Source organism: Hymenobacter rubripertinctus (assembly GCF_003583925.1).
GTDB classification, from domain to species: Bacteria; Bacteroidota; Bacteroidia; order Cytophagales; family Hymenobacteraceae; genus Hymenobacter; species Hymenobacter rubripertinctus.
Window position 1 is genome coordinate 98,452 of sequence record NZ_QYCN01000015.1, and the last position, 23,718, is coordinate 122,169.

Below are 23,718 nucleotides of genomic sequence, written 5' to 3' on the forward strand. Positions count from 1 at the left end.
AGAGCGGGTTGGGGGTGGCTGACTAACGTTGAATAGCCGCTAAAAACCAGCTCCAGTAACCGTTTCCCTATCATCAACCACCCCCAGCCCCTCCTTGCCAAGGAGGGGAACTAGTTTTAGTAAAGTACCTCCAGCCACCTTTCCCTTTTGAACCCGCTCATCACCCGCACTGCCGTTCTGCTTTTCACCCGCCCGGCGGGCGAGGAAGCGGCGTGCAAGTCGTTTGGGGCGGGCGGGCGCGGGGCTGATGCGGCGGTGGCGGCCCAGCTTATTGCCCGGGCTACGGCCATGGCCCGGCAGGCGGGCGTCGATTTTCTGTGCGTGGAATCGGGCGGGCAGGTGGGCCGCACGTTTGGCCAGCGCCTCGCGGCGGCCCTGAGCTACGGTTTCGGGCGCGGCTACGAGCGGCTGGTGGTTATCGGCAACGACTGCCCCGCCCTCACGCCCGCGCTGGTGCGCCAGGCCGTGCGCGCCCTCGAAACCACCGACGCCGTGCTCGGTCCCGCCCTCGACGGCGGCGTGTACCTGCTGGGCATCAACAGGTCGTTTTTTGAGTCGGAGGCCTGGGCCGCGCTGCCCTGGCAGACGGCCGCGCTGGGCCGCGCCTTGCGCCAATGTCTGCGCCAGGCCGGGGCCGCCTGCCTCACTCTGCGCCCCCTGGCCGACGTGGACAACGCCCACGACCTGGCTCGGGCGCTGCGCCAGCTGCCCGCCGGCGCTTTTCGGCGCCGCCTGCACCGGCTACGGGCGGCGGCCCGGCCGGTGGCTCCGGCGTTGCGGCCCCCGCGCCGCCCGGCCGCCGTAGCTGCGCCGCTGCCCCAGCGCGGGCCGCCCATCAGCTGAAAACCTTCGCCAGTTGCCCGGTTGGGGGCGCGGCACTCGTGCGAGTGCCGGCGCCGCCCGGCTGCGTTTGGTTTCGTTTTCAGCTTGTTGACTTTCTTTTTAGATGAGTAATTTTTCCTCTCGCGCGGCGTCTACGCTGGGCTTGCTGGCGCTGCCCGTGTCGGCGGTGCTGGCCCAATCCGTTGACCTGGTAGTATCGGTGGTAGACGTGCGCAACCGCCAGCCCGTGGTGGGCCAGGTGGTGCACCTCGACAACGCCGCCATCGGCTTCAGCACCCAGCAAACCAGTGATAATCAGGGTAAAGTACGGTTTCGGGGGCTGAGCACGGCCGGCTCCTACGCCGTGAGCACCGACCTGTCGGACCAATTCCAGAGCGTGCGCGAGGCCAACATTCTGCTGCGCGCCAACTCCAGCCCGAGCGTGACGCTGGTGCTGCCCCGCGCCAACGGCCAGGCCCTGGGCGAGGTGACGGTGCGGGCCCCCAACGCCACCACCATCAACACCCAGAACGCCGAGGTAGCCTCCCAGCTTTCGGCCAAGGAACTGCGCCAGGTGCCCATCGAGGCCCGCGACATCACCCGCGCCCTCTACCGCCTGCCCAACGTGACGCAGGCTACCGGCTTCTTCACCGAGGCGCCCAACGTGAGCATCAACGGCGCCAACGGCCTGTACACCAACTACCTCATCGACGGACTCGATAACAACGAGAACTTTTTGGGCGGTCAGCGCTTCGCCATCCCGACGGGCTTCGTGCAGAACCTGAACGTACTGACCAACAACTTCTCGACCGAGTACGGCAACTCGGCCAACGGCATCGTGAACGTGACGACCAAGTCGGGCTCGAACGAGCTGACGGGGGAGGCGTTCTATCTCACGCGGCCGGGTCCGGGCATTGATGGCAAGTCGGATTTTGCCCAGCGCGACCTTTCCGGCAACCAGGTGAAAAGCGGCTTCCAGCGCCAGCAGTTCGGTTTTGGCGTGGGCGGGGCGCTGGTGAAGGACAAAACGTTCTTCTACCTCAACGCTGAGCAGACCTTCGACCTCAAGGACAACCTGCTGAACTCGCCCGCGCTGGGCGTAAACGAAACGGTGCGCGGCCAGAACCGCTTCAGCTACCTGAGCACTCGCCTCGACCAGCGCTGGAACGACCGGTTTACCTCGTCGCTGCGGGCCAACGTGGGCATCGTGAACATCGAGCGGCAGGGTGGCGGCCTCGACGGCGGCGTGAACTTCAACTCGGCCGGCAACCAGCAGGACCGCAATTCGGTAAGCATCGCCTCGCAGAACGTGTACGTGGGCGAGCGAATCACCTCGGAAACCAGCCTGCAATACGCCCGCTTCCGCTGGAACTACGCCGCGGCCGACAACCCCAACAGCCCCGACGTGGGCGTGCGCGGCCCCGACGGCCAGACCATTGCCGTGCTCGGCCACCCCGGCTACCTGTTCGATGCCCTCGAAAACACCTGGCAGGGTCAGCAGAAGTTTACCTATTTGGCCGGCCGCAACACCTTTAAGGCGGGTTTCGGGCTGATCAGCTCCCAGCATTCGCTGTTTGGCGGCGGCAACCCCAACGGCAGCTACACCGTGCAGCTGAGCGCGGCCCAGCTGGCGGCGCTACGGGCCCGTAACCTGGGCGGCAACCTGAGCATCAACGATATTCCGGCCGATGTGCAGGTAGTCAACTACGGCGTGGAACTGCGGCCGGCCTCGTTCGGGACCACCCAAAACCTGTACAATATCTACCTCGAAGACCTGGTAGCCGTAACCGACCGCCTGAACCTGACGGTAGGCTTGCGCTACGACTATGACAACCTCTCGAAGGGTGGCTCCGACAAGGGCGACTTCAACAACATCGCGCCCCGGGCCAGCTTCAACTACCAGCTGACCGAGCGCAGCAGCCTGCGCGGCGGCTACGGCCTGTTCTACGACAAAGTGCAGTACGCCATTTACAGCGACGCTTTGCAGCAGAACACCACCTCGGCCGACTACCGCGCCCAGCTGACTGAGCTGGTGCGGGTGGGCGCGCTGCCGGCCGACACCAACCTCGACCGGGTGACGTTTGCCGGCAACGCCGGGGCCTCGTTCAACAACACGACGTACCTCAACGGGCCCTCGGCGGCCAGCTTGCAGGGGCAGCGCGAGGCGTCGTTCAGCAACGAGCGGCGCATCCTCAACCCCAACGGCTACCAGAACCCCTACACCCAGCAGAGCAGCCTGGGCTACCAGTACCAAGTGAGCAGCAAAACGCTGTTTTACGTGGACGCCGTGTACAACCGGTCGTCGAATTTGCTGCGGCTGGCCAGCCTGAACGGGGCGGCCAACTACCCCGTAACCGACCCCGCCAACGTGGTGGTGCGCACCCCAGAGCAGGCCGATGCCAGCCGCCCCGTCCCGATTCTGAGCGATGCCACCGGCCCCTACGCCCTCATTAACGGCCAGAAAGTGCGCGGCGTGGCCCGCGACATTGTGGTGAGCGAAACCGCCGGCCGCTCGCGCTACCTGGCCCTCAACCTGAACCTGAAGAAGGACTTGCTGGCCGACGACCAGTACGGCTACCGCCTCACCTACACGTTGTCCAACCTCAAAAACGACACCGAGGACATCAACTTCCGGGCCCAGAACGCCAACCAATACGGCTCGGAATACGCCAATTCCATCAACGACCGCACCCACGTATTCAACGTGCTGGGCTTCTACCAGCCCATCCGCAACTTCAACCTGAACGTGGCGGCGCTGGTGCAGAGCGGCCAGCCCATCAACCGCGTGGCCGGGGCCTATAAATTTCCGCTGGGGCCAGCTACCACTGGTTCCACCAACGACCTGAACGGCGACGGCAGTTCGTTCAGCACCGCCTATGTGGGCAACGCCGACCGCCAGCCCGGCGAAAGCCGCAACTCCGACCGCCTTCCTTGGTCAAAAACGATTGACGTGGGCGCCCAGTACAACCTGCACTTCGGCGAGAAGCTGAGCCGCCTGGAGTTCCGGGCCGACGTGTTCAACGTCTTCAACACCCAAAACCTGAGCGGCTACTCTAACAACGCCACCCAGAGCAACCAGATTCAGGTGGGACCCGCCGGCTCGGGCATCGTGCGCAAGAACGCCAGCGCCCCCCGCCAGTTCCAGTTCGGGGCCCGATACGCGTTTTAGGTTGAGTTGAACTGATAAGAAAGTGTCATGCTGAGCGTAGGCGCAGCCGGAGTCGAAGCATCTCTACTGCTTCGTTGTAAGGGTGATCTGATGTAAGGGTTACCACTGCGGTAGAGATGCTTCGGCTGCGCTCAGCATGACATCGTTCTTATTGTTACTGTATTCCATTCCATGAAAATCTCCTTCCTCTACCTCCCCGCCCTTGCCCTGCTGGCTGCCTGCAACTCGGGCGAGCAGGCCAAAACGCCCGCGCAGACGCTGGCCCAGACCTGGCCCCAGGTAGAAGCGGCCGGCAAGGGCCAGCCGGTGAGCATGCTGATGTGGATGGGTGACCCGCTCATCAACAAGTACATGAGCACCTACGTGAAGCCCGAGCTGCAACGCCGCTACGGCATCGATTTGCAGCTGGCCGCCAGCCAGGGTGCCCAGCTGGTGCAGACGCTGGCCGCCGAACAGCAGGCCAACCAGCCCAGCGAGGCCGACCTGGTCTGGATTAACGGCGAGACGTTTTACCAGCTCCGGCAGGTAAACGCGCTGCTGGGGCCTTTCGTGGACAAGCTGCCCAACGCCCGCCTGCTCGACCTCGAAAACCCGTTCATCAACACCGATTTCCAGCAGCCCATAGCCGGTATGGAGGCCCCCTGGGGCAACGTGCAGTTCAACTTCATCTACGATTCGGCCCGGGTAGCAGCCCCGCCGAAGTCGTTTGGCGAGCTGCCAGCTTTCGTGAAAGCCCACCCCGGCCAGTTCACCATTCCGAACGAGTTTACGGGCATGACCCTGCTCAAATCGTGGATGATAGCGTTGTCGGGCGACCCGAAGCTGTTCCAGGGCAAGTTCGACGAGGCCGTGTATAAGAAGTGGTCGGGCGAGCTGTGGAAGACCATCAACCAGAGCAAGCCCTACTTCTGGAAGCAGGGCAAAACTTTCCCCGAGCAGCTGGCCCCGTTGCACCAGCTGTTCGCCAACGGCGAGGTGGCCTTCACGTTCTCTAATAATGATGCGGAGGTAGACAATAAGATCAACCAGAAGGTGTTTCCGGCCACGGCCCGCGCCTACGTGCCGCTGCCCGGTACCATCCAGAACTCGCACTACCTGGGCGTGGTGCGCGGGGCCCAACACCCCGAAGCGGCCCTGTTGGTTATCAACTTCCTGCTTTCGCCCGAAGCCCAGCTCAAAAAGATGGACCCCGACGTGTGGGGCGACCACACGGTGCTCAACCTGGCCGCCCTCACCCCGGCGCAGCGCCAGCAGTTTCAGCAGCTGCCCTCGCGCCGCTACGCCCCCAAGCGCGAGAACATCCAGGGCCTGGCCCTCATGGAACCCGACCCCGAGTACATGACCCGGCTGTTCAAGGATTTCCGGACGCAGGTGCTGGAGAAGTAGGTATTTGTGTGGATGGAGTGGAAATAGAGAAACGAATGTGTCATGCTGAGCGAAGGCGGAGCCGTAGTCGAAGCATCTCTACTGCTTCGTTGTGATGCTAATCAAATTTCAGGATTACCATTACGGTAGAGATACTTCGACTCCGCTGCGCTGCGCTCAGTATGACACATTCTTTTGCTATTCTCAAACTAACCTGCTCCCCGAATGAAGCCCCTCAAACCCCTTCTGCCGCTCTACGCCCTGCTCGTCATCGGTTTGCCGCTGGCGGGGCTGGGGTACGCGCTGCTGGGCAGCGTGGGGGTGGTGGGGCCGTTGGCCGAGGGCTTCACGGGGCGCTACTGGCAGGCGCTGGCCCACGATACGGGGCTACTCTACGCGGCGGCGTTCAGCTTGTGGATTGCGGTGGCTTCGGTGGGTATTTCGGTGGTGCTGGCGCTGGCCTTGGTGCTACGGGCGCAGCCCTCGTTGCGGCGGACACCGCTGCCGGGCTTGCTGTATGTGCCGCTCGTGATGCCCGCGCTGGTCATGGCCTTCTACCTTTTTCAGTTGCTGAGCCGGGCCGGGTGGTTGTCGCGCATCAGCTTCCAGCTGGGCCTTACGGGTAGCATTGAGGCCTTTCCGGAGTTGGTGCAGGATGCGGCGGGGGTGGGTATCATTCTGGCCCACGTGCTGCTCACGTTTCCGTTCCTGACGCTGCTGTTCCAGGCCATTTACCAGGAAAGCCGGTTGGCGGAACTAAGCCAGCTCACGAGCACGCTCGGGGCCAGCGCGGGGCAGTTTCGGCGGCGCATAGCCGCGCCGCTGCTGCTGCGCCGGGCCGCGCCCACGGTGCTGCTCAGTTTCATTGCCACCCTCGGGGCCTACGACATCCCGCTGCTGCTGGGCCGCCCATACCCCCAAATGCTGAGTGTGTTCATCGCCACCAAGCTCCAGCGCTTCGACCTGCGCGAGCTGCCCGCCGCCTACCTGGCCGGTTTCCTGGTCGCCGCGGGTTTGCTGGGGCTGATTTTGGTGCTGCTGCGGTTGGTGAACAGGGGCAAAGTAGAGGCCGGATGAAGTTGAAAAGCCCAACCAGAACAGTGTCATGCTGAGCGTAGCCGGAGGCGGAGTCGAAGCATCTCTCCCGCAGTGGTAAACCGGTCGGCTGGCACCCCCTCTCCTTTTTCATTCCGCGCATTGAGCGGCGTAGGGGGCCTGGGGGGGAGGCGCCACGTGTCAACGAAGCGGTAGAGATGCTTCGACTCCACCTCCGGCTGCGCTCAGCATGACGGCCTTTTTCTCTCACTTCTCACCGCTCACAAATGCGCTCCAGACTCCTCATCTTCTTCCTGGTTATCCTCTTCGCTCTGCCGTTTGGGCTGCTGGGGTTGCTGGCGGTGGGGGAGGGGTGGCGGTTTCCGGACGCGCTGCCGCCCGCCTACTCGCTGGAGCCCTTGCGGGGGCTGATAGCGGCCGATAACGGCCTGCTAGCCGGGCTGGGCCAGAGTCTGCTGCTGGCCGGGGCGGTGGCGGTGCTGGCGACGGCCGGCGGTTTTGTGGTGGCGCGGGCCGTGGCCCGCAGCCGCCGGCCGGGGCGCTGGACGGCCCTGAGCTACCTGCCCTACGCGCTGCCGCCGGTGCTGCTGGCCGTACTCATTCAACCCTTCATCATCCGGATGCACCTGTCGGGCTCGGTGGGCGGGGTGCTGCTGGGGCTGCTGCTGGTGGCGCTGCCCTTCGCCACGCTGCTGCTGAGCTCGTTCTGGACCCAGCGCGCCACCGAGTACGAGCAGCTGGCCAGCACCCTGGGCTGCACGCCCCGGCAGGCCCTGCGCTGGGTGTTGCTGCCGCTGGCCGCCCCACTGCTGCGCACTACGCTGGTCCAAACTTTCCTGCTGGGCTGGTTTGATTTCGGCCTGACCAACGTGCTGAGCGTGGGGAAAGTCCGCACCCTTACGGTGCAGGTGTTTACTTATGTGGGTGAGGCCAACGGGCCGCTGGCCGCTGTGGCCTCGTTGCTGCTGCTACTGCCGCCGGCGCTGCTGCTGCTGGCCAATAAATCTGCCCTGCTACGGAAGCCGTAGTTTTAAGCACTTGCCGGGAGCTGGCTGTGGGTTGTTAGTTCGACCGCCTGTTTGTTCATCTGACATCTGACATCTGACAACCAACAACCAGCAACTGGACCACTGACAACTGATATGCTGCAAGCCCTGCTGATTTCCAACGGCCTCCAGGGGCTGGAGAAGTACTACGTTTCCAACGAGTTGGTGCACTACACCACCTGCTTTGTTACCGGCGACTTCAACCCCGACCTCACGCCCTACGACCTGCTGGTGGTGCCCAACGGCTCCGACCACGTGGCCATGCTCAAAATAAAGGACCAGGTAAGCGCCTTCCTCGATGCGGGCAAAGCCCTGGTATGCTGCGACGGGTTTTTCACGGCCTGGGTGCCCGGCAACCAGTGGCTCATGGACAACTCCCGCCGCACCCTCGATGTGCGCTACACGCCCGGCCCCGACGCCCACGGCCTGCTCGAAAATCTGCCTCTCGACGAGCTCAACTTCTCCCACGGCATGAGCGGCTGGTGGTCCTGCGGCTACATTCAGGCCGCACCCGGGGCCGAGGTGCTGCTGGCCGATACCTGGCAGCGGCCCATTGTGGTGCTCGATGAGGTGAGCACGCCCGGCCGGATGCTGCTCACGGCCAGCGGCCCGCTGGCCGACGTGACCTACGCGGGAAAGTCGGAAACCGCGTCGGTGACCTTGTACCGCAATTTTCTCCGTCTTCTTTCCTCCGAAACCGTTCCCGCTCATGGCTAAGATTGGCTTGATTTTCAACGGCGTGTGGTCGCACTACGCCCTGGCTACGGCCCCTAAATACCGCGACCTGTACGAGCTGCTCTACGTGCACGAGCTCACGGCCGAAGCCGTGCAGCACCTCGATGCGCTGGCCATCCCGTTCCAGTCGAACCAACTAGTGCTGACGGAAAAGCAGGCCATTATCTACGACTTCCTGAAGACCGGCAAAAAGGTGTTTCTGGAAGGTGATTCCTCCACGGCCTGGCTCGATGCCCAATGGGAAGACCGTCCCGTGAACAACTACTGGTGGGTAAATGACCCCACGAACCCGCCCGTGTCGGAAACCAACTACGACCACCCCGTCTACCAGGGCCTCACGCCCCGCCAGGCCTGCTGGCACACCCACGGCGTGTACACCCGCGTGCCCGCGTCGGCCGAAATTATCCAGACCAACGCCACCGGCGACGTTATCACTTGGCAGACCAACGAATATGGCGGCACCCTGCTGGCCACCACCCTCGACCCGCTGGTGGAGCACGGCGTCCAGCAAATCACCCACCTCGATAACTACGTCGACCGCCTCACGTATTGGCTCAGCGGCGAGCAGCCCAGCGCCGCCCGCATGACGATTGACGCCGCTGCGTACGGCGCAGGGGCGCTGGTATGAGGAAGATTGCTTGGGTAGGGAACTGAGCGACCAGGTTGCGGTTCTGTCATCCTGAGCGGAGCGAAGGACCATGCCACGTCATAATGATTCGTCCAAACATGATAAGGTCCTTAGCAAGCTTAGGATGACAGGTCCCTAAACCTCTACCAACCTAATCCCTCAGCCTCCCAGTCCCCCATCAACCCTGTTCCCCTAAACCCACAAACCTACCCCCATGCTCCTCGTTTCTCACCTCTCCAAACACTTCCACGACCAACCCGTGCTGCGCGACATTTCGCTCCGGCTGGCTGAGGGCGAAGTGCTGGCGGTGCTGGGGCGCTCGGGCTGCGGTAAAACCACCCTGCTCAAGATCCTGGCCGGCCTCGAAACGCCCGATACCGGCACGCTCACGCTCCACGGCCAGGATTTGCTGCCCGTGCCGCCCAACGAGCGGCAGATGGTGTACCTCTACCAGGAGCCGCTGCTGTTCCCGCACCTGTCGGTGTTTGAGAACGTGGCCTTCGGGCTACGAATTCGCAAGGTGAAAGAAGTGGAAATCAAGCGGCAGGTAACCGATTTGCTGGCTGAGCTGGAACTGAGCGAACACGCCCAGAAGGCCCCGCACCAGCTCTCGGGCGGGCAGCGGCAGCGGGTGTCGTTCGGACGGGCGCTCATCATCCGGCCCCGCCTGCTGCTGCTCGATGAGCCCTTCGGCAACCTCGATGCCCAGACGCGCACGGCCATGCAGGAACTGTTCGGCCGCGTCAGTCGCCAGCACGGCATCACCTCCATCTTCGTCACCCACGACAGCCGCGAGGCCCTCACCGTGGGCTCGCGCCTCGGTTATCTGGAGCGGGGCGTGCTCACCAGCTTCGCCACGGTGGCCGAGTTTATCCAGGACCCGCGCACCAATATTGCCGCCGAGCTGTCTTTCTGGGAGAATATCCAGCGCACGGCTAACCCCACCCCAACCCCTCCCCAAAAGGGAGGGGCTCTCGTTCTGGAATCTAAAAATCTAGAAAACTAAGGTTAGAGCCCCTCCCTTTTGGGGAGGGGTTGGGGTGGGGTTTCACGATTGAACAATCAAACTGAATGAAAACCGATTTCACGCACTGCGAATCCATTTACTGGGTTTTTACCCAGGTCTGCAACGATAAGTGCGACCATTGCTACAACAGCTCCGGGCCCCAGGGCACGCGCATCAGCGTTCAGGATTGCTTTCGCATTATTGATAACCTGCCCGAGAAGGTCGACCGCCTGATTTTGTCGGGGGGCGAGCCGCTGGCCGATAAGGTGAAGCTGTACTCGATTCTGGAGGCCCTGCAGCGCAAGTACCAGGGCCGCACCCAGATCATGCTGCAAACCAACGGCGACCTGCTGACCGAGAAAATCCTCGATCTGCTCATCGAGAAGGGCGTGACCCGCTTCGATATTGCCAGCATCGACCGCTACCACAAGGCCGCCGGAGCCCGGCTGATGACGCTGGCCGATCTGTTCGAAAGCCGCGGCGTAAACGGCGACGACCACGACCCGCTCATCGACAAGGAGCACCTGACCACCATCGAGGAGCACCGCCTGAGCTGGGGCTACTGGGGCGCGAGCGAGGATATGTGGCTGGGCGGCAACTGGGCCCGCGGCCGGGCTCTGGAAAAGGATATCTGGCTCAAAGACCCCAGCCATAACTTCTGCGCCATTCTCTCGGGCGCCAAGGGTTTTCTGGGCGGCACCGAGCTGCCCCAGGAAATCAGCATCCAGCTCTGGAAAATCAACCCCTGCTGCCCTGGCACCAAGTTCCCGCTCGGCGACGCCCGCAAAGAGAAAGTGGCCGATGTACTGCTGCGCGCTTCCAAATCGGAAATCATGCAGCGCCTCAACGAAGGCGCACCCTGGAAGATGGGCGAGTCCATCGGTGTTTCGGAAACCCACGCCCTGGCCCGCACCGAGGACCTCCAGAACGTGTGCAAGTGGTGCGACGAGTTCTTCGAGCAGCACTTCGAAGGCCCGCTGGTAGCCTCGGAAGAGCCGAAAGTAGCGGTGTAGTTGGCCGCAGATAACAGAACAGCCCGGAAAAAACAGAACGTCATTCTGAGCATGTGGCGCATCAAGCCAGAGTGCGCAGCCGCAGTCGAAGAATCTCTACCGCAATGGTGACCCTAGCATTAGGATTACTACTGCGGTAGAGATTCTTCGACTACGCCTCCGGCTGCGCTCAGAATGACGTTCTGTTATTCCTTAGTCCCTGATTAATACATCAAATCGGCCCCGGCTACGTGGTAGGTGGGGTCTTCCAGGATGTTCACGTCGATGAGGGAGTCGGCGCGCTGGAGCAGGTGGCGGCAGTCGGGGCTGAGGTGGCGCAGGTGCACGGTTTTGCCCAGGCGGTGGTAGCGTTCGGTGAGCTTGTTGAGCGCTTCGATGGCCGACATGTCGGTTACCCGGCTCTCGGCGAAGTCGATGATAACTTCGGTGGGGTCGTCGGCCACGTCGAACTTCTCGGCGAAGGCCTGCACCGAGCCGAAGAACAGGGGCCCGAAGATTTCGTAGTGCTTCACGCCGGCCTCGTCGAGGTGCTTGCGGGCCCGGATGCGGCGGGCGTTTTCCCAGGCAAATACCAGCGCCGCGATAACCACCCCAATGAGCACGGCCAGGGCCAGGTTGTGCAGCACCACCGTAATCAGGGTCACCAGAATCATCACTATAAGGTCGGAAACCGGCATTTTGCCGAACGTTTTCAGCGAAGCCCACTCGAACGTGCCCACCGACACCATAATCATGAGGCCGGTGAGGGCGGCCATGGGCACCTGCTCAATCAGCGAAGCGCCGAACATGATGAACACCAGCAGCATGATGGAGGCCACCACGCCCGAGAGGCGGGCCCGGGCGCCGGAGGAAATGTTGATGAGGCTCTGCCCGATCATGGCGCAGCCGCCCATGCCCGAAAACAGGCCCGAGAGGATGTTGGCCGTGCCCTGGGCCACGCACTCCTTGTTGCTGCGGCCCCGGGTTTCCGTTATTTCATCAATCAGGTTCAGCGTCAGCAAACTCTCAATCAAACCCACCCCGGCTACAATGGCGGCGTAGGGAAATATCAGGCCCAGGGTGCCCAGCGTGAACGGCACACTCGGGATGTGGAAAGGCGGGAAGCCGCCCTGAATGGAGGCAATGTCGCCCACCGTTTTGGTGTTGATGCCCAGCCCGATAACCAGCGCCGACACCACCAGAATGGCCGTGAGGGAGGCCGGAACCACTTTGGTGAGGCGCGGCAGCAGCACGATGATGGCAATGGTCAGGCCCACCAGCCCCGCCATCGTCAGCAGGGCCGTTCCCGTCAGCCAGTGCAGGGCCCCATCGGCCCCCACGGCCTGGAATTGCACCAGCTGCGACAGGAAGATGATGATGGCCAGGCCATTGACGAAGCCGAACATCACGGAGTGGGGCACCAGCCGGATGAACTTGCCCAGCCGCAGCACGCCCGCCAGCACTTGTAGCAGGCCCGCCAGAATAACCGTAGCGAAAATGTACTCGACGCCATGGGTTTTGGCCAGCGCCACCAGCACCACGGCTACGGCCCCGGTGGCACCCGAAATCATGCCCGGCCGGCCGCCCAGTACCGACGTTACGAGGCCCATCATGAAGGCGGCGTACAGGCCCACCAGCGGGGGCACACCGGCAATGATGGAAAAGGCCACGGCCTCCGGAATCAGGGCCAGGGCCACCGTCAGGCCCGAAAGAATTTCGTTTTTGTAGTTGACTTTATACTGCGTGAAGTAGTGTAGAACCTGTTGCATGGGCGAAGAGTAGGAGCGAAGCGGGGTCAAAAGAAACGCCGCCCGCCCAACGTTGGGCAGCGCGGCAGGAATGGTAGGAGCCCGGCCAAAAAAGAAAATCCGGCGGAAGGCCCGCACCAGGCAAAGGTAGGGCTTCGGGGATTGGTTATGAAGGCGGAAACGCAGGGGCTAACCAGAAATTAAGGTTAGAACCTAGCTTCCCTCCTTGGAAAGGAGGGGCTGCGGGTGGTTGATTCGTCTGAACAACCCATGAATTTCTAGCTTTACAGATTGTTCAAATAGCGTCAACCACCCCCAGTCCCTCCTTCCCAAGGAGGGAAGCTAGCCTTAAGCGCTAGCATTAGCCACCTCCCCAATCACCATGAACCTACTCCCCGTATCTCACCCCCTGCTCAAGCGTTTCGATAAGTGGGGAACCCCCATCCTGGCCGTGGTGGGCCTGGGCCTGCTGTTGTTCGAAACCCGCAAGCCCCTGCGCAAGCGCACCCGGCCCCGTACCGAGCGGTGGATGCGCAATGTGCTGGTGGCCGCGCCCTCGCTGCCGGCCATGCGCCTCACGCTGCTGCCCGCCATGGTGGGCCTGGGCAACCTCATGGCCCCGTACCGCACGCCCCTCTCGCGCCTGCCCGAGCCAGCCCGGATGCTGGCCGAAGTGCTGCTGCTCGACTACCTGGGCTACTCCTGGCATCGGCTGCTGCACTCGCCGCTGCTCTGGCGCTTCCACCGCGTGCACCACTGCGACCTCGACATGGACCTGACCACGGCTTGGCGGTTTCATTTCGGTGAGATGCTGGCCAGCATTCCATACCGGGCCGGCATTGCGGCCCTGCTGGGCGTGCGCGGCTCCACGGCGCTGGGCTTCGAGGTGGTATTTGAAGCCTGTACGGCCTTTCACCATACCAACCTGGAGCTGCCCTACGAAGTGGAGCGCCGCCTGGCCCCGTTCATGGTCACGCCCCGGGCCCACGGCATCCATCACTCCATGGTCGACCGCGAAACGCAGAGCAACTTCGGCGTCGTGCTCACCCTCTGGGACCGGCTCCACCGCACGCTGCGCCTCAACGTGCCCCAGCAGGATATCACCATCGGCGTGCCCGCCTTCTCCGACCCGGCCGGCCAGACCGTGGCCCGCCTGATAGCCCTGCCCCTGGAGCCGCTCGACGAGTGGGCCTTGCCCAACGGCGAGGCGCCCGAGCATCCCGAGTATGCCGGGCCGGTTACGAAACTGGCGGAGTAGGGCAGGTTTTCGTTTCTCATTGTTTGTTTTTCGTTTTTCGGCAGCTCCTACCGTACAGTATGCCCTGCCGAAAAACGAAAAACAAACAACGAGAAACGAACAGTCGGTATCTTTGCCGGCTTAACAGGGTCCGATTTTTGGTTTCCTGAACCGGCGGCCATTGGCCGGCCCGATTCTTTTTATGACGCACGAACAACTGCGGCTGGCCGAAGCCAACGCCCTGACCACTCCCTGGAAGAAATTTGGCCCCTACCTGACTGAGCGGCAGTGGGGCACGGTCCGCGAGGATTACAGCCCCGATGGGCAGGCCTGGAGCTTCCTCACCCACGACATGGCCCGTAGCACCGCCTACCGTTGGGGCGAGGACGGCATCGGCGGTATCAGCGACGACGAGCAGCGCTTGTGCCTGGCCGTAGGCCTCTGGAACGGCCAGGACGAGTTGCTCAAGGAGCGCCTGTTCGGCCTGACCAACCCCGAGGGCAACCACGGCGAGGACGTGAAGGAGCTGTATTACTACCTCGACAGCACGCCCACGCACTCTTACATGCGGATGCTTTATAAGTATCCGCAGGCTGAGTTTCCTTATAAGCGGCTGGTGCACGAAAATGCCGCCCGCACCCGCCAGGAGCCAGAATTTGAGCTGCTTGACACCGGCATCTTCCATGAGAGCCGCTACTTCGACGTGTTCGTGGAATACGCCAAGGCGGAAGCCGACGACATTCTGCTCCGCATCACGGCCCACAACCGCGGACCCGAGGCGGCCGAGCTGCATTTGCTGCCCCACCTCTGGTTTCGCAACACCTGGAGCTGGGGTTATCCTGGCCAGGAAATCCGGCCCGTGCTGGCCGCCAACGGTCCCGGGGCCGTGCTAGTGGAGCATCCTACCCTGGGCCAGTACCACTTCTACTGCGACCAGCCCGAGGCTGAGTTGCTGTTCTGCGACAACGACACCAACGCGTACCGCACTGGCAGCACTGCCAACTACCACAATCCAAGCCGCTACTTCAAGGATGGTATCAACGATTACGTAGTAGAAGGAGACGTTACGGCTGTTAACCCCGCCCGCCGGGGTACCAAAATGGCCGTGCACTGCCACCTGCCCAGCATACCGGCCGGCGAATCGGTGACCGTGCAGGTGCGCCTGAGCCAGCATGCCCATGACGCGCCGTTTGGCAACTTCGAGGCCTTGTTTGATGACCGGCAACGGGAGGGCGACGAGTTTTACGAGTGCGTGCAGGAAGACCTGCCCGAAAGCGCCGATGCCCGCAACGTGCAGCGCCAGGCCTTCGCGGGCATGCTCTGGAGCAAGCAGTTTTATTACTATGACGTGGCCCAATGGCTCGACGGCGACCCCGCCCTGCCCCGGCCCGCTGCCAGCCGCCGCCGTAAGGGGCGCAACCACAACTGGCGCCACCTGCACAACCACGACATCATCTCGATGCCCGATACCTGGGAGTACCCCTGGTACGCGGCCTGGGACCTGGCTTTCCATTGCATTCCGCTGGCGATGGTGGACGCCGAGTTCGCCAAAAACCAGCTCCGGCTGCTCTGTCGCGACTGGTATATGCACCCCAACGGCCAGCTGCCGGCCTACGAGTGGCACCTGTCCGACGTGAACCCGCCGGTGCACGCCTGGGCCACCTGGCGGGTGTACCAGATGGACAAGAAGCTCACCGGCCACGGCGACCCGGCCTTTCTGGAGGCCGTGTTCCATAAGCTGGCCCTCAACTTTACCTGGTGGGTGAACCGCAAGGATAAAAGCGACCGGAACGTGTTCGAAGGCGGCTTCCTGGGCCTCGACAACATTGGTGTGTTCGATCGGAGCGCCCCGCTGCCCACCGGCGGCCACATCGAGCAGTCGGACGGCACGAGCTGGATGGCCATGTTCGCCCTCAACATGATGCGCATTGCCATGGAGCTGGCCCGCCACAACTCGGTGTACCAGGAAATGGCGGGCAAGTTCTTCGAGCATTTTCTCTACATCGCCGACGCCATGACCCGGGGCGGCGACGGCCAGTTCAACCTCTGGGACGAGGAAGACCAGTTCTACTACGACGTGCTACACACCCCCGACGACGCCCGCACTATGCTCAAGGTGCGCTCCATCGTGGGCCTGATTCCGCTGTTTGCCGTCGAAGTAATTGATGAGGAACTGCTCAATTCGCTGCCCGATTTCACGGAGCGGGCCCGTTGGCTGCTCGAAAACCGGCCCCATTTGGCCCAGCTGGTAGCCCGCTGGCGCGAGAAGGGCAAGAGCGCCCGCCACCTGCTGAGCCTGCTACGCCGCTCCCGCCTGCGGGCCCTGCTCAAGCGCATGCTCGACGAAAGCGAGTTCCTCTCCGACTACGGCATCCGGTCCATGTCGCGCGACCACCTGGAAAACCCGTACGTGTTCAGCACGCCCGAAACCGATTTCACGGTGCAGTACGTGCCGGGCGAAGCCGAAAGTAGCATGTTCGGGGGCAACAGTAACTGGCGCGGCCCCATCTGGTTTCCCATCAACTACCTCATCATCGAGTCGTTGCAGCGCTTCTACGCCTACTACGGCGACGCCTTCCAGGTGGAATACCCGACCGGATCGGGCCAGATGCACACGCTCAACCAGATTGCCGAGGCCCTCTCGGCCCGCCTCACGCGGCTGTTTCTCAAGGATGAAAACGGCCGCCGTGCTGCCTTCAACGGCGACGAGCTGCTGCAAACCGACCCCCACTTCAAAGACCACCTGCTCTTCCACGAGTACTTCCACGGCGACACCGGCCGGGGCCTCGGCGCGAGCCACCAAACCGGCTGGACCGGCCTGGTGGTGCGGCTACTGCGCTACCAGGGCTACGAGTAGGGAATCAATAAAACGACTGTCATCCTGACGAAGGAAGGACCTGGTAAGAGGCAGATCTACACGTTAGATTCGCTTCTCACCAAGTCCTTTCTTCGTCAGGATGACAGTCGTTTTGGCATCTGTGCAAATTACAGCTTACTTTTTATCAGCTTGATGACGGCCTCGTTTTCGCCTTCTTTGGCGGCGGCCAGTACGTCTTTACCGTCCTTGTCCCGGGCCTTGGGGTTGGCCCCGCTGGCGAGCAGAAACTCCACTACGTCGAGGCTGCCGTTGGCGGCGGCGGCCATCAGGGGCGTCATGGCGAACGAGTCGGTTTTGTCTATCTGGGCTTTGTTTTTGAGCAGAGCCTTCACTACGTCGAGGTGGCCGTTGCTGGCGGCGATGATCAGGAAGGTGGTCGGGAAGCCGGGCATCATCTCGACGGGGGCGTTGGCGTCGGCCCCGGCGGCGAGCAGGGTGGCTACTTCGGCCGGCTGATTTTTGGCCACGGCCGCGTACACTTTCTGGGTGGGCGTCGTCTGGGCCCGGGCGATGGAGCCGGCGGCCAGAAATAGCGCAAAAGCAAGAAGAAGTTTTTTCATGCCGGGAAACTGGAGTAAAAGGAAGGCAAAGTGGCCGTAAGGTAGCATTTTGGCCGCTAACTGCTCCGGACTGCGCCCTGAAAGCCTGCCTGCGGCCCGGCCAGTCATCTGCCCAAAAGCCAATTCAGCCTACCCGGGCGCAACGGTTTCCGCCCCCGCCTGCCGCCCGAACCGCTGGGCCATCACGCTGGCCAGAATAATCTGGAGGGCGTGGTAGAGCATGAGCGGCAGCAGCAGCGCCCCGGTGGCGGCGGTGGCCGGAAACAGCAGGCTCGCCATCACGCTGCCGTGCACCAGCGACTTCTTGGAGCCGCAGAAAATGGCCGTCGTGCGGTCGGCCGCCGCGAAGCCCAGCAGCCGGCTGAGGCCCGCCACCAGCCCGAATACCAGGAAGTACAGCCCCACCATGCCGGCCGCCAGCAGCGCCACGCTCGCCGGCGCGTAGCTGCCAAACACGCCTTCGGCAAACGACTCGCAGAAGGAGGTAAAGACGATGCTCAGGATAATCACCTGATCGAGGATGCGCAAACGGCCCTTATGGCGCTCCGTCCACTCGCCGAAGCGGGGGTTGAGCAGCATGCCCGCCGCTACCGGCAACACCACCTGCCAGACCAGACTCAGGGCCAGCCCGCTCAGGTCGGAGCCCTCGGCGCCGGGCGGGTGCAGCACGGCCCGCACCCACAGCGGCGTGAGCACGATGCCGGCCAGCGAGCTGATGCTGGCGTTGAAAATGGCCGCCGGCACGTTGCCCCGCCCCAGACTCACCATCACGACCGAGGTGGAAACCGTGCTCGGCAGCGTGCACAGAAAGAAAATGCTCTGCCACAACAGCCGGCCCTGGTCACTACCAAACAGCGGGCGGGCCGCCAGTGCCAGCAGCGGAAACAGCACGAACGTGGTGCCCTGCACCACTAGGTGCAGCCGCCAGTTGCGGGTGCCGGTGCGCAGCTTGTCGAGACTCAGCCGCAGGCCGTAAAAGAAAAACACCAGCGCTACCCCACCCGTCGTGATGATGTTCCAGGGCAGCGGACTGGCCTTGCTGCCCACCTGCGGCACCAGGTAGGCCAGCCCCACCACACCCACCAGCGCGGGCAGAAACCAGTCGAGCAAGCCGAGGCGGCGTAACAGGGCCAGCAGGCGGTTTTCGGGAGCGGGCAGTGGGGCGGAAGCTTGGGGGCGGGCAGCGGGTGTGGGCATAGTGGCCGCAAAAGTAAACGCGCCGGCCCAAACCGGGTCGGCGCGTTTACTCTTCATGGGATTCTTGCGCGTAATCAGGCAGCACCGTTAAACCGGCCAGGGGGCCTGAGCAAGCGGGGTGCGGAGCCTGCGCCGAGTGGCCGGCCGCGCATGGGGCGGGGGCGTAATATCTCAGGCGACCAACTGCCGTGCCGATTTTTTGCGGGCTTTCTTCAGGCGGTTCAGCCACAGAATAGTCCCGGTAATGGGAAAGGTGAAGCCCAGCAGGCACATGAGCAGGCTAATGATTTTGGAAGGCCACCCAAAAATGGCCCCGGTATGCACGGGCTTGAACAGGCCGCGCACCCGCTGGCCCAGGCTGCGCTGCTCGTAGGTTTGGGTCTGGAGGAGCCGGCCGCTGTACTGGTCGAGGTAGATTTCGTCGGTAGCGTTGTCGTAGGCGGCCCCGGGGCGGAGCGTGGCGACCCGGATGCTACCCGCCGCATCCTTGGGCAGTTGCAGGGAGTAGAAGCGGGCGGCCGGAGCCAGCTGCCGGGCCAGGGTCAGGGCCGCATCGGGCGTGAAAGCCGCCGCCGCCGTAGGGGCCGCCGATACGGGTGGCACGGGTCGTTCCAGCGGCGAGTTGGTTAGGGCGTAGATGCCGTTGTTGAACCACTCGAACGACCAGGCCAGGCCCGTGAAGGCAAACACGAACAGGAACAGGGCCGCGTAGAAGCCCAGCACGATATGCAAATCGTGGTTGAGCCGCTTCCAGCCCCCGCTCCACTTCACGTTCAGCCGCTGCTTTACGGCCTTGCGCGTAGCCGGCCACCACAGTACGAGGCCCGTTCCGAGGATGAACAGGAACAGCACCGTACTCACGCCCACCACCAGCTTGCCCACGGTCCCACCCACCATACCGCGGTGCACGGCCATCAGGGTAAAGAAAACGGTTTCGCGGTAGTTGAGCTCTCCGGTGATGGCCGCCGTGCCGGGGTTCACGAATACCGTGGGACCCCGGCCTCCTTCGCCGCCTGCTTTGCCTGCCTCACCGCTTTTCCCGTCTCGGGCGTTCTCACTACCCGCAGCCTGGTCGTTGCCGCGCCCGGCCCGCGCGCCGGCTTTGGGCACCTCCGCCGGCACGTCGGCCAGCGTGAATTCCACGGTCCGGCCGGGGTCGGCGTACACTTTCAGGCCCGTAATCCGGCTTCCTGGTTTGTAGGCCCGTACGGCGGTAGTCAGCTCACTGAGCGGGCGCTGGGTAGCCGCAGGCGCTACAAAGTAGCGCTCCGGGTGCCAGGTTTGCTCCAGCTCTTTCTCAAAGACGAGGCCTGCCCCCGTGAGGCACACGACGGCAATAACCAGCCCCGACACGAGGCTGAGGTAGAGGTGAATGTTGCGGAAAAACGTTTTCATAGGTCAAGGTCTCAGGTGCGGGTTCTCAGGCAGCGGGTACAAAAAGCGGGAGGTGCTCAGCAGGGGGGGGGGCAGACCCGGAGCCTGTGTGGCCGGCGTGTTGGGTGCCGGCCGGGTTAGAACGAGTAAGTGAGGGTGGCGGCGTAGTTGCGCGGCGCGATGGGGTTCACGCTGTTGTCGTCGTGCACGTTGTAGCTCAGCTCATTAAGCAGGTTGGCTGCTTTCAGGCGCAAGGTCAGCACCTGCCAGGAGTAGCCAATGGTGGCGTCGAGTTGGGCATAGGCGGACAGGGCGATGAGCTGGCGGTTGTCGGGCGTGAGATGGCCGTTTTTGTCGTAGAGGGTGCGGTAGTTGCGGCCCGCCTGCCGCTCACCCACGTAATAGGCCAGCAGCCCGCCCTGCAAGCCCTTGAGAGGGCTGTTTTGCACGGTGTAATAGGCGCTCAGGTTTGCTGTGTGGCTGGGGTTGTAGCGCAGCAGGTCGCCCTCCTTATATAGGGTGCTCCTGGTGTAGGCCGTGTGATTGTAGCTGTAGCCCGCGATAAAGCTCCAGCCCTGGTAGGGCTTGCTCATCACGTCCAGCTCTAGGCCCTTGCTGGTCACTTCGCCCGCCAGCTCTCGGGCGTCGCTGCGGTCGGGGTTGAAGGCCGGGTTCCTCAGGCCGGGAGCCAGAAACTCCTGAATGGTCTGGGCCTGGTTGCTGTTCACGATGCGGTAGGCTGTCAGGTTGGCCGAGAGCAGCCCGTGGAACAGGTCGTTCTTCACGCCCACTTCGTACTGATTGAACAGGCTGGGCGCCAGCGCGCCCCCATGCACGTCCTGCCCCGAGTTGAGGGTAAATGAGTTGGCGTAGGAGGCGAAAACCGATGTTGTGCTGATGGGCTGGTACACTACCCCGAAGCGCGGCGAGAAGGCGTCGTCGTAGCTGGGGGTCGCCTGGCTCAGTTGGTTGTCCTTGTAAGTCAGCTTCTTCGTGCCCGATTCCTGGTAGCTGTAGCGCACGCCGGCCAGCAGTTTCAGGTGCTCCCCGAGGCCCACCAGGTCCTGCGCGTAAGCGCCCGCCCGCCGGATGGGCGCATGGCTGCGGCTGGCCAGCGCGGGTGTGGGCGTATCGGTGCGGCGCTGGGGCGAGTTCTCGGGGCGCAGGATGTTGATGACGTCGTAGGCCTGGGAGGAGTAGCTTAGGTTGGTCGTGTTGTACTTATCGGCATCGGCCCCCACCAGCACGGCGTGGGTCAGCGGGCCGGTCTCAAACTTACCGGTCAGATCTATCTGGCCCAAAAAGTAGTCCTGCATCGTGCCGCCGCGTTGGGCGCTGCGGGCAAAGTCGCCGTTATCCTGCACGTTGGTCGGGCGCGAAATCCGCAGCTGGTCGTTGTCGTAGCCTTGGTAGGAGGCCAGGCCGCGCAGCTGCCAGGCGGCGTTCAGGCGGTGACTGAAAGTGGTGCTGAGGCTACGCTGAGTGGTTTGATTGTTGACCCAGCCGGCCCCCAAAAAGCGGCCGCGCGGCCCGTTCACGAGGCGGTAGTTAATGGCCCCCACGCCGTAATCGGGCGTCCGGTCGTCGCGCAGGTAGTCGCCTTCCACCAGCACCTCGGTTTTGCCACCCAGCTTGAACAGCAGTGAAGGGTTGGCGTACACCCGCTCCGACGATACCCCATCGCGGAACGAGCGGGCCGTTTCGTAGGTGGCGTTCAGGCGGTAGGCCACGTGCTCGGAGGAGCCCACGGCCCCGTACATGTCCAGCATCGGCTTGTAGAAATCGAACGAGCCCACCCGCAGCCCAAGGGAGCCGCCCGGCGCAAAGCGTGGCTTTTTGGTCACCAGGTTCACTATCCCACCTGCAGCCACGTTGCCGAACAGGATGGCCGCGCTGCCCTTCAGCACTTCAAACGACTCCAGGGAGCTGACCTCAGGCAGGATGCCGTTGTTGAAGCGCGCACCGTTTTTAAAGGTATTGTTCGAGCCCATCGCGAAGCCCCGGCTGGCTAGCTCCTCTTGGGTACCGCCGGTGGTGCCCATCACATACACCCCGCTCACATTGGCCAGCACGTCGCTCAGGCGCAGCGTTTGCTGCTGTTCCAGCACCGGTTGGGGAATCGTGGCGATGCTCTGGGGCAAGTCCAGGGGCCGCACCGGCAGCTTGCCGATGGCCACGGGCTGGTCGTTGAGGGTGCGTGAGCCCGTTACGGTTACCCCGTGGAGCTGCTGCTGGCTGGCAGGGGCTACAATGGTGGGCAGAACCGTGGTTTCGCCGCCGGTTACTGCCACGGCCAACTCCTGGGTGGCGTAGCCCAGGCCGCTGACAACCAACTGATACGTGCCTGCCGGGGCCGATAGCCGGAACTGCCCGTCGGAACCCGTCATCGTGCCAAAAGAAGTGCCTTTCAGCGCCACCGACAGTCCTTCCACCGGCTCGCGCCGGGCACTCAGCACCTGGCCCGTCAGACGGCCCCGCTGTGCGGCCTCGCCGTCGGAATGCGTGGAAAAGAGCACCGTAGTGGCCGGGGCCGGCGTTGCGTACGCTATGGGCAGAGTCAGCAGGGACAGGAAAGGGAGAAGTTGTTTCATACAGAGGAAGGAATGCTTGTTTGGGTGGATGTAAAACAATGCAAAGCTCTTCGCTATTTAGATTAATTACAAATAACTATTTAGATAAATTCTATTTAGAATACAGATCGTTGAATATCAGCGGTACTAGCAGTATGGTCTGGCTTCTTCCATACCCATTGTCAAGCAAAGAGCCCAACCGATAGGGTTGGGCTCTTTGCGAGAAGGGTGAAACCGGGCGTAGTTGCGGCCGGCCTTACTAACCGGTCGTAGCGGCCATCGCCGGTTGGGTGGGTGTCCTATTCAGGGCAAAGGCGTCGGCCAGCAGCTCGTAGGAGCGGAGCCGGTCGTCGTAGTCGTGGGTGATGGTGACGGCCACCACTTCATTCACGCCGTAGCTGGCGGCCAGGGCCTCAATTTCGGCCTTCACCTTATCGGGCGTGCCGCTGATGATACGCTGGTGATGGTAGGCGAGGCGGGCCTGGAGGTCGGGCGAGAGGGCGGCTACGTTGACCATTTCGGCCGCTTCGATGGGCGTGAACTGGCCGGTTTCGAGCTTGAGCATTTGCAGGGCCAAGTTGTCGGCCAGCAGCTGGGCACGGCCGGCCGTGTCGGCGCAGACCACGAAAATGGCCACGTTGGCCTGGGGCGCGGCCAGCTCGGGCGAGGGCCGGAACCGCTCCCGGTACAGGTCCACCATCTTCGGGCCGCCGTTGGGGTTGATGAAATGGGCGAAGCTGAAGGCCGCGCCCACGTGGGCCGCAAACAGGCCGCTTTGCCCGCTGGAGCTCAGCAGCCACATTTCGGGTACCGTATCGGCGAAAGGCGCGGCTTTCACCCGGGCGTGGGTAGTATCGGCCACCGGCTCGTCGCGCAGGTAGGCGCGCAGGTCCAGGAGCTGTTCCACGAAATCCTGGTCGTTGAACTGGTTGTGGGGGTTGAGGGCGTGGGCCGTCACGCGGTCGGTGCCGGGGGCGCGGCCGATGCCCAGATCGATGCGGCCGGGGTAGAGCGTTTCGAGCAGGCGGAAGTTCTCGGCCACTTTCAGGGCCGAATAATGGGGCAGCATCACCCCACCCGAGCCCAGCCGGATGCGGCTGGTTTCGGCTCCCAGCCGGCCCAGCAGCACCTCCGGCGACGAGCCGGCCAGCGTGCGGGTGTTGTGGTGCTCGCTCACCCAGAAGCGGGTGTAGCCCAGGCAGTCGGTGAGGCGGGCCAGGTCCACGGTGTGCAGCAACGCCTCGCGGGGCGTGCGCCCCAACGGCACCGGCGACTGGTCGAGGACGCTGAGCTGGATTTTATTTTCAGTAGTCATCAAGTAGCACTCAAGGGAAG

17 protein-coding genes are annotated in these 23,718 nt (G+C 63.2%); 11 read left to right on the top strand and 6 right to left on the bottom strand.

Features of this window, described 5'->3' with window-relative positions; all coding sequences use genetic code 11:
* The first annotated feature begins 147 nt into the window (after positions 1-147).
* The 9 genes from D0T11_RS11515 to D0T11_RS11555 all read left to right on the top strand — a co-directional run bounded on the left by D0T11_RS11515 (position 148) and on the right by D0T11_RS11555 (position 10,840).
* Positions 148-843, top strand: a complete 696-nt coding sequence (locus tag D0T11_RS11515; protein WP_119655934.1) for a TIGR04282 family arsenosugar biosynthesis glycosyltransferase — start codon at positions 148-150, stop codon at positions 841-843.
* A 103-nt stretch (positions 844-946) separates the two neighbouring features.
* Positions 947-3,991 carry a TonB-dependent receptor plug domain-containing protein gene (locus D0T11_RS11520; RefSeq protein WP_119655935.1) on the top strand — a complete coding sequence of 1,015 codons (3,045 nt, stop codon included), beginning with the start codon at positions 947-949 and terminating at the stop codon, positions 3,989-3,991.
* Between the two features lie 171 nt (positions 3,992-4,162).
* Entirely contained in the window at positions 4,163-5,377 is a 1,215-nt protein-coding gene (locus D0T11_RS11525) for an ABC transporter substrate-binding protein (protein ID WP_119655936.1), read from the top strand.
* Positions 5,378-5,581: 204 nt separating this feature from the next.
* Positions 5,582-6,433 carry an ABC transporter permease subunit gene (locus tag D0T11_RS11530; protein ID WP_119655937.1) on the top strand — a complete coding sequence of 284 codons (852 nt, stop codon included), beginning with the start codon at positions 5,582-5,584 and terminating at the stop codon, positions 6,431-6,433.
* A gap of 245 nt (positions 6,434-6,678) precedes the next feature.
* On the top strand, positions 6,679-7,440 hold the full coding sequence (locus D0T11_RS11535; protein ID WP_119655938.1) for an ABC transporter permease: 762 nt from the start codon (positions 6,679-6,681) through the stop codon (positions 7,438-7,440).
* Positions 7,441-7,554: 114 nt separating this feature from the next.
* Positions 7,555-8,175 carry a hypothetical protein gene (locus D0T11_RS11540; RefSeq protein ID WP_182888363.1) on the top strand — a complete coding sequence of 207 codons (621 nt, stop codon included), beginning with the start codon at positions 7,555-7,557 and terminating at the stop codon, positions 8,173-8,175.
* Entirely contained in the window at positions 8,168-8,821 is a 654-nt protein-coding gene (locus D0T11_RS11545; RefSeq protein WP_119655940.1) for a hypothetical protein, read from the top strand. Before D0T11_RS11540 ends, D0T11_RS11545 begins: the two co-directional genes overlap by 8 nt.
* Before the next feature lie 214 nt (positions 8,822-9,035).
* Positions 9,036-9,827: an ABC transporter ATP-binding protein gene (locus D0T11_RS11550; protein ID WP_119655941.1), complete on the top strand. Its 792-nt coding sequence runs from the start codon at positions 9,036-9,038 to the stop codon at positions 9,825-9,827.
* A 65-nt stretch (positions 9,828-9,892) separates the two neighbouring features.
* Positions 9,893-10,840, top strand: a complete 948-nt coding sequence (locus D0T11_RS11555) for a radical SAM protein (RefSeq protein WP_119655942.1) — start codon at positions 9,893-9,895, stop codon at positions 10,838-10,840.
* Between the two features lie 203 nt (positions 10,841-11,043).
* On the opposite strand, the gene D0T11_RS11560 is transcribed toward D0T11_RS11555, so the two are convergent.
* Entirely contained in the window at positions 11,044-12,588 is a 1,545-nt protein-coding gene (locus D0T11_RS11560) for a SulP family inorganic anion transporter (protein ID WP_119655943.1), read from the bottom strand.
* Between the two features lie 361 nt (positions 12,589-12,949).
* Here D0T11_RS11560 and D0T11_RS11565 point away from each other — a divergent pair, with 361 nt between their 5' ends.
* Together D0T11_RS11565 and D0T11_RS11570 are read left to right on the top strand one after the other, a co-directional pair.
* Positions 12,950-13,825 (top strand): sterol desaturase family protein, encoded by an 876-nt coding sequence (locus D0T11_RS11565; protein WP_119655944.1) that lies wholly within the window; start codon positions 12,950-12,952, stop codon positions 13,823-13,825.
* A gap of 181 nt (positions 13,826-14,006) precedes the next feature.
* Positions 14,007-16,661 carry an MGH1-like glycoside hydrolase domain-containing protein gene (locus tag D0T11_RS11570; protein ID WP_119655945.1) on the top strand — a complete coding sequence of 885 codons (2,655 nt, stop codon included), beginning with the start codon at positions 14,007-14,009 and terminating at the stop codon, positions 16,659-16,661.
* 128 nt (positions 16,662-16,789) lie between these two features.
* Here the strand turns inward: D0T11_RS11570 and D0T11_RS11575 are convergent, their stop codons facing one another.
* The 5 genes from D0T11_RS11575 to D0T11_RS11595 form a co-directional block, all read right to left on the bottom strand.
* Positions 16,790-17,242: an ankyrin repeat domain-containing protein gene (locus D0T11_RS11575; RefSeq protein ID WP_182888364.1), complete on the bottom strand. Its 453-nt coding sequence runs from the start codon at positions 17,240-17,242 to the stop codon at positions 16,790-16,792.
* A 129-nt stretch (positions 17,243-17,371) separates the two neighbouring features.
* Positions 17,372-18,439, bottom strand: coding sequence for a bile acid:sodium symporter family protein (locus D0T11_RS11580; RefSeq protein WP_119655947.1), 1,068 nt, complete (start codon positions 18,437-18,439; stop codon positions 17,372-17,374).
* A 171-nt stretch (positions 18,440-18,610) separates the two neighbouring features.
* Entirely contained in the window at positions 18,611-19,834 is a 1,224-nt protein-coding gene (locus D0T11_RS11585) for a PepSY-associated TM helix domain-containing protein (RefSeq protein WP_119655948.1), read from the bottom strand.
* A gap of 116 nt (positions 19,835-19,950) precedes the next feature.
* Entirely contained in the window at positions 19,951-22,404 is a 2,454-nt protein-coding gene (locus D0T11_RS11590; RefSeq protein ID WP_119655949.1) for a TonB-dependent receptor, read from the bottom strand.
* Positions 22,405-22,642: 238 nt separating this feature from the next.
* Positions 22,643-23,698, bottom strand: coding sequence for an LLM class flavin-dependent oxidoreductase (locus D0T11_RS11595; RefSeq protein WP_119655950.1), 1,056 nt, complete (start codon positions 23,696-23,698; stop codon positions 22,643-22,645).
* Positions 23,699-23,718 lie beyond the last annotated feature (20 nt).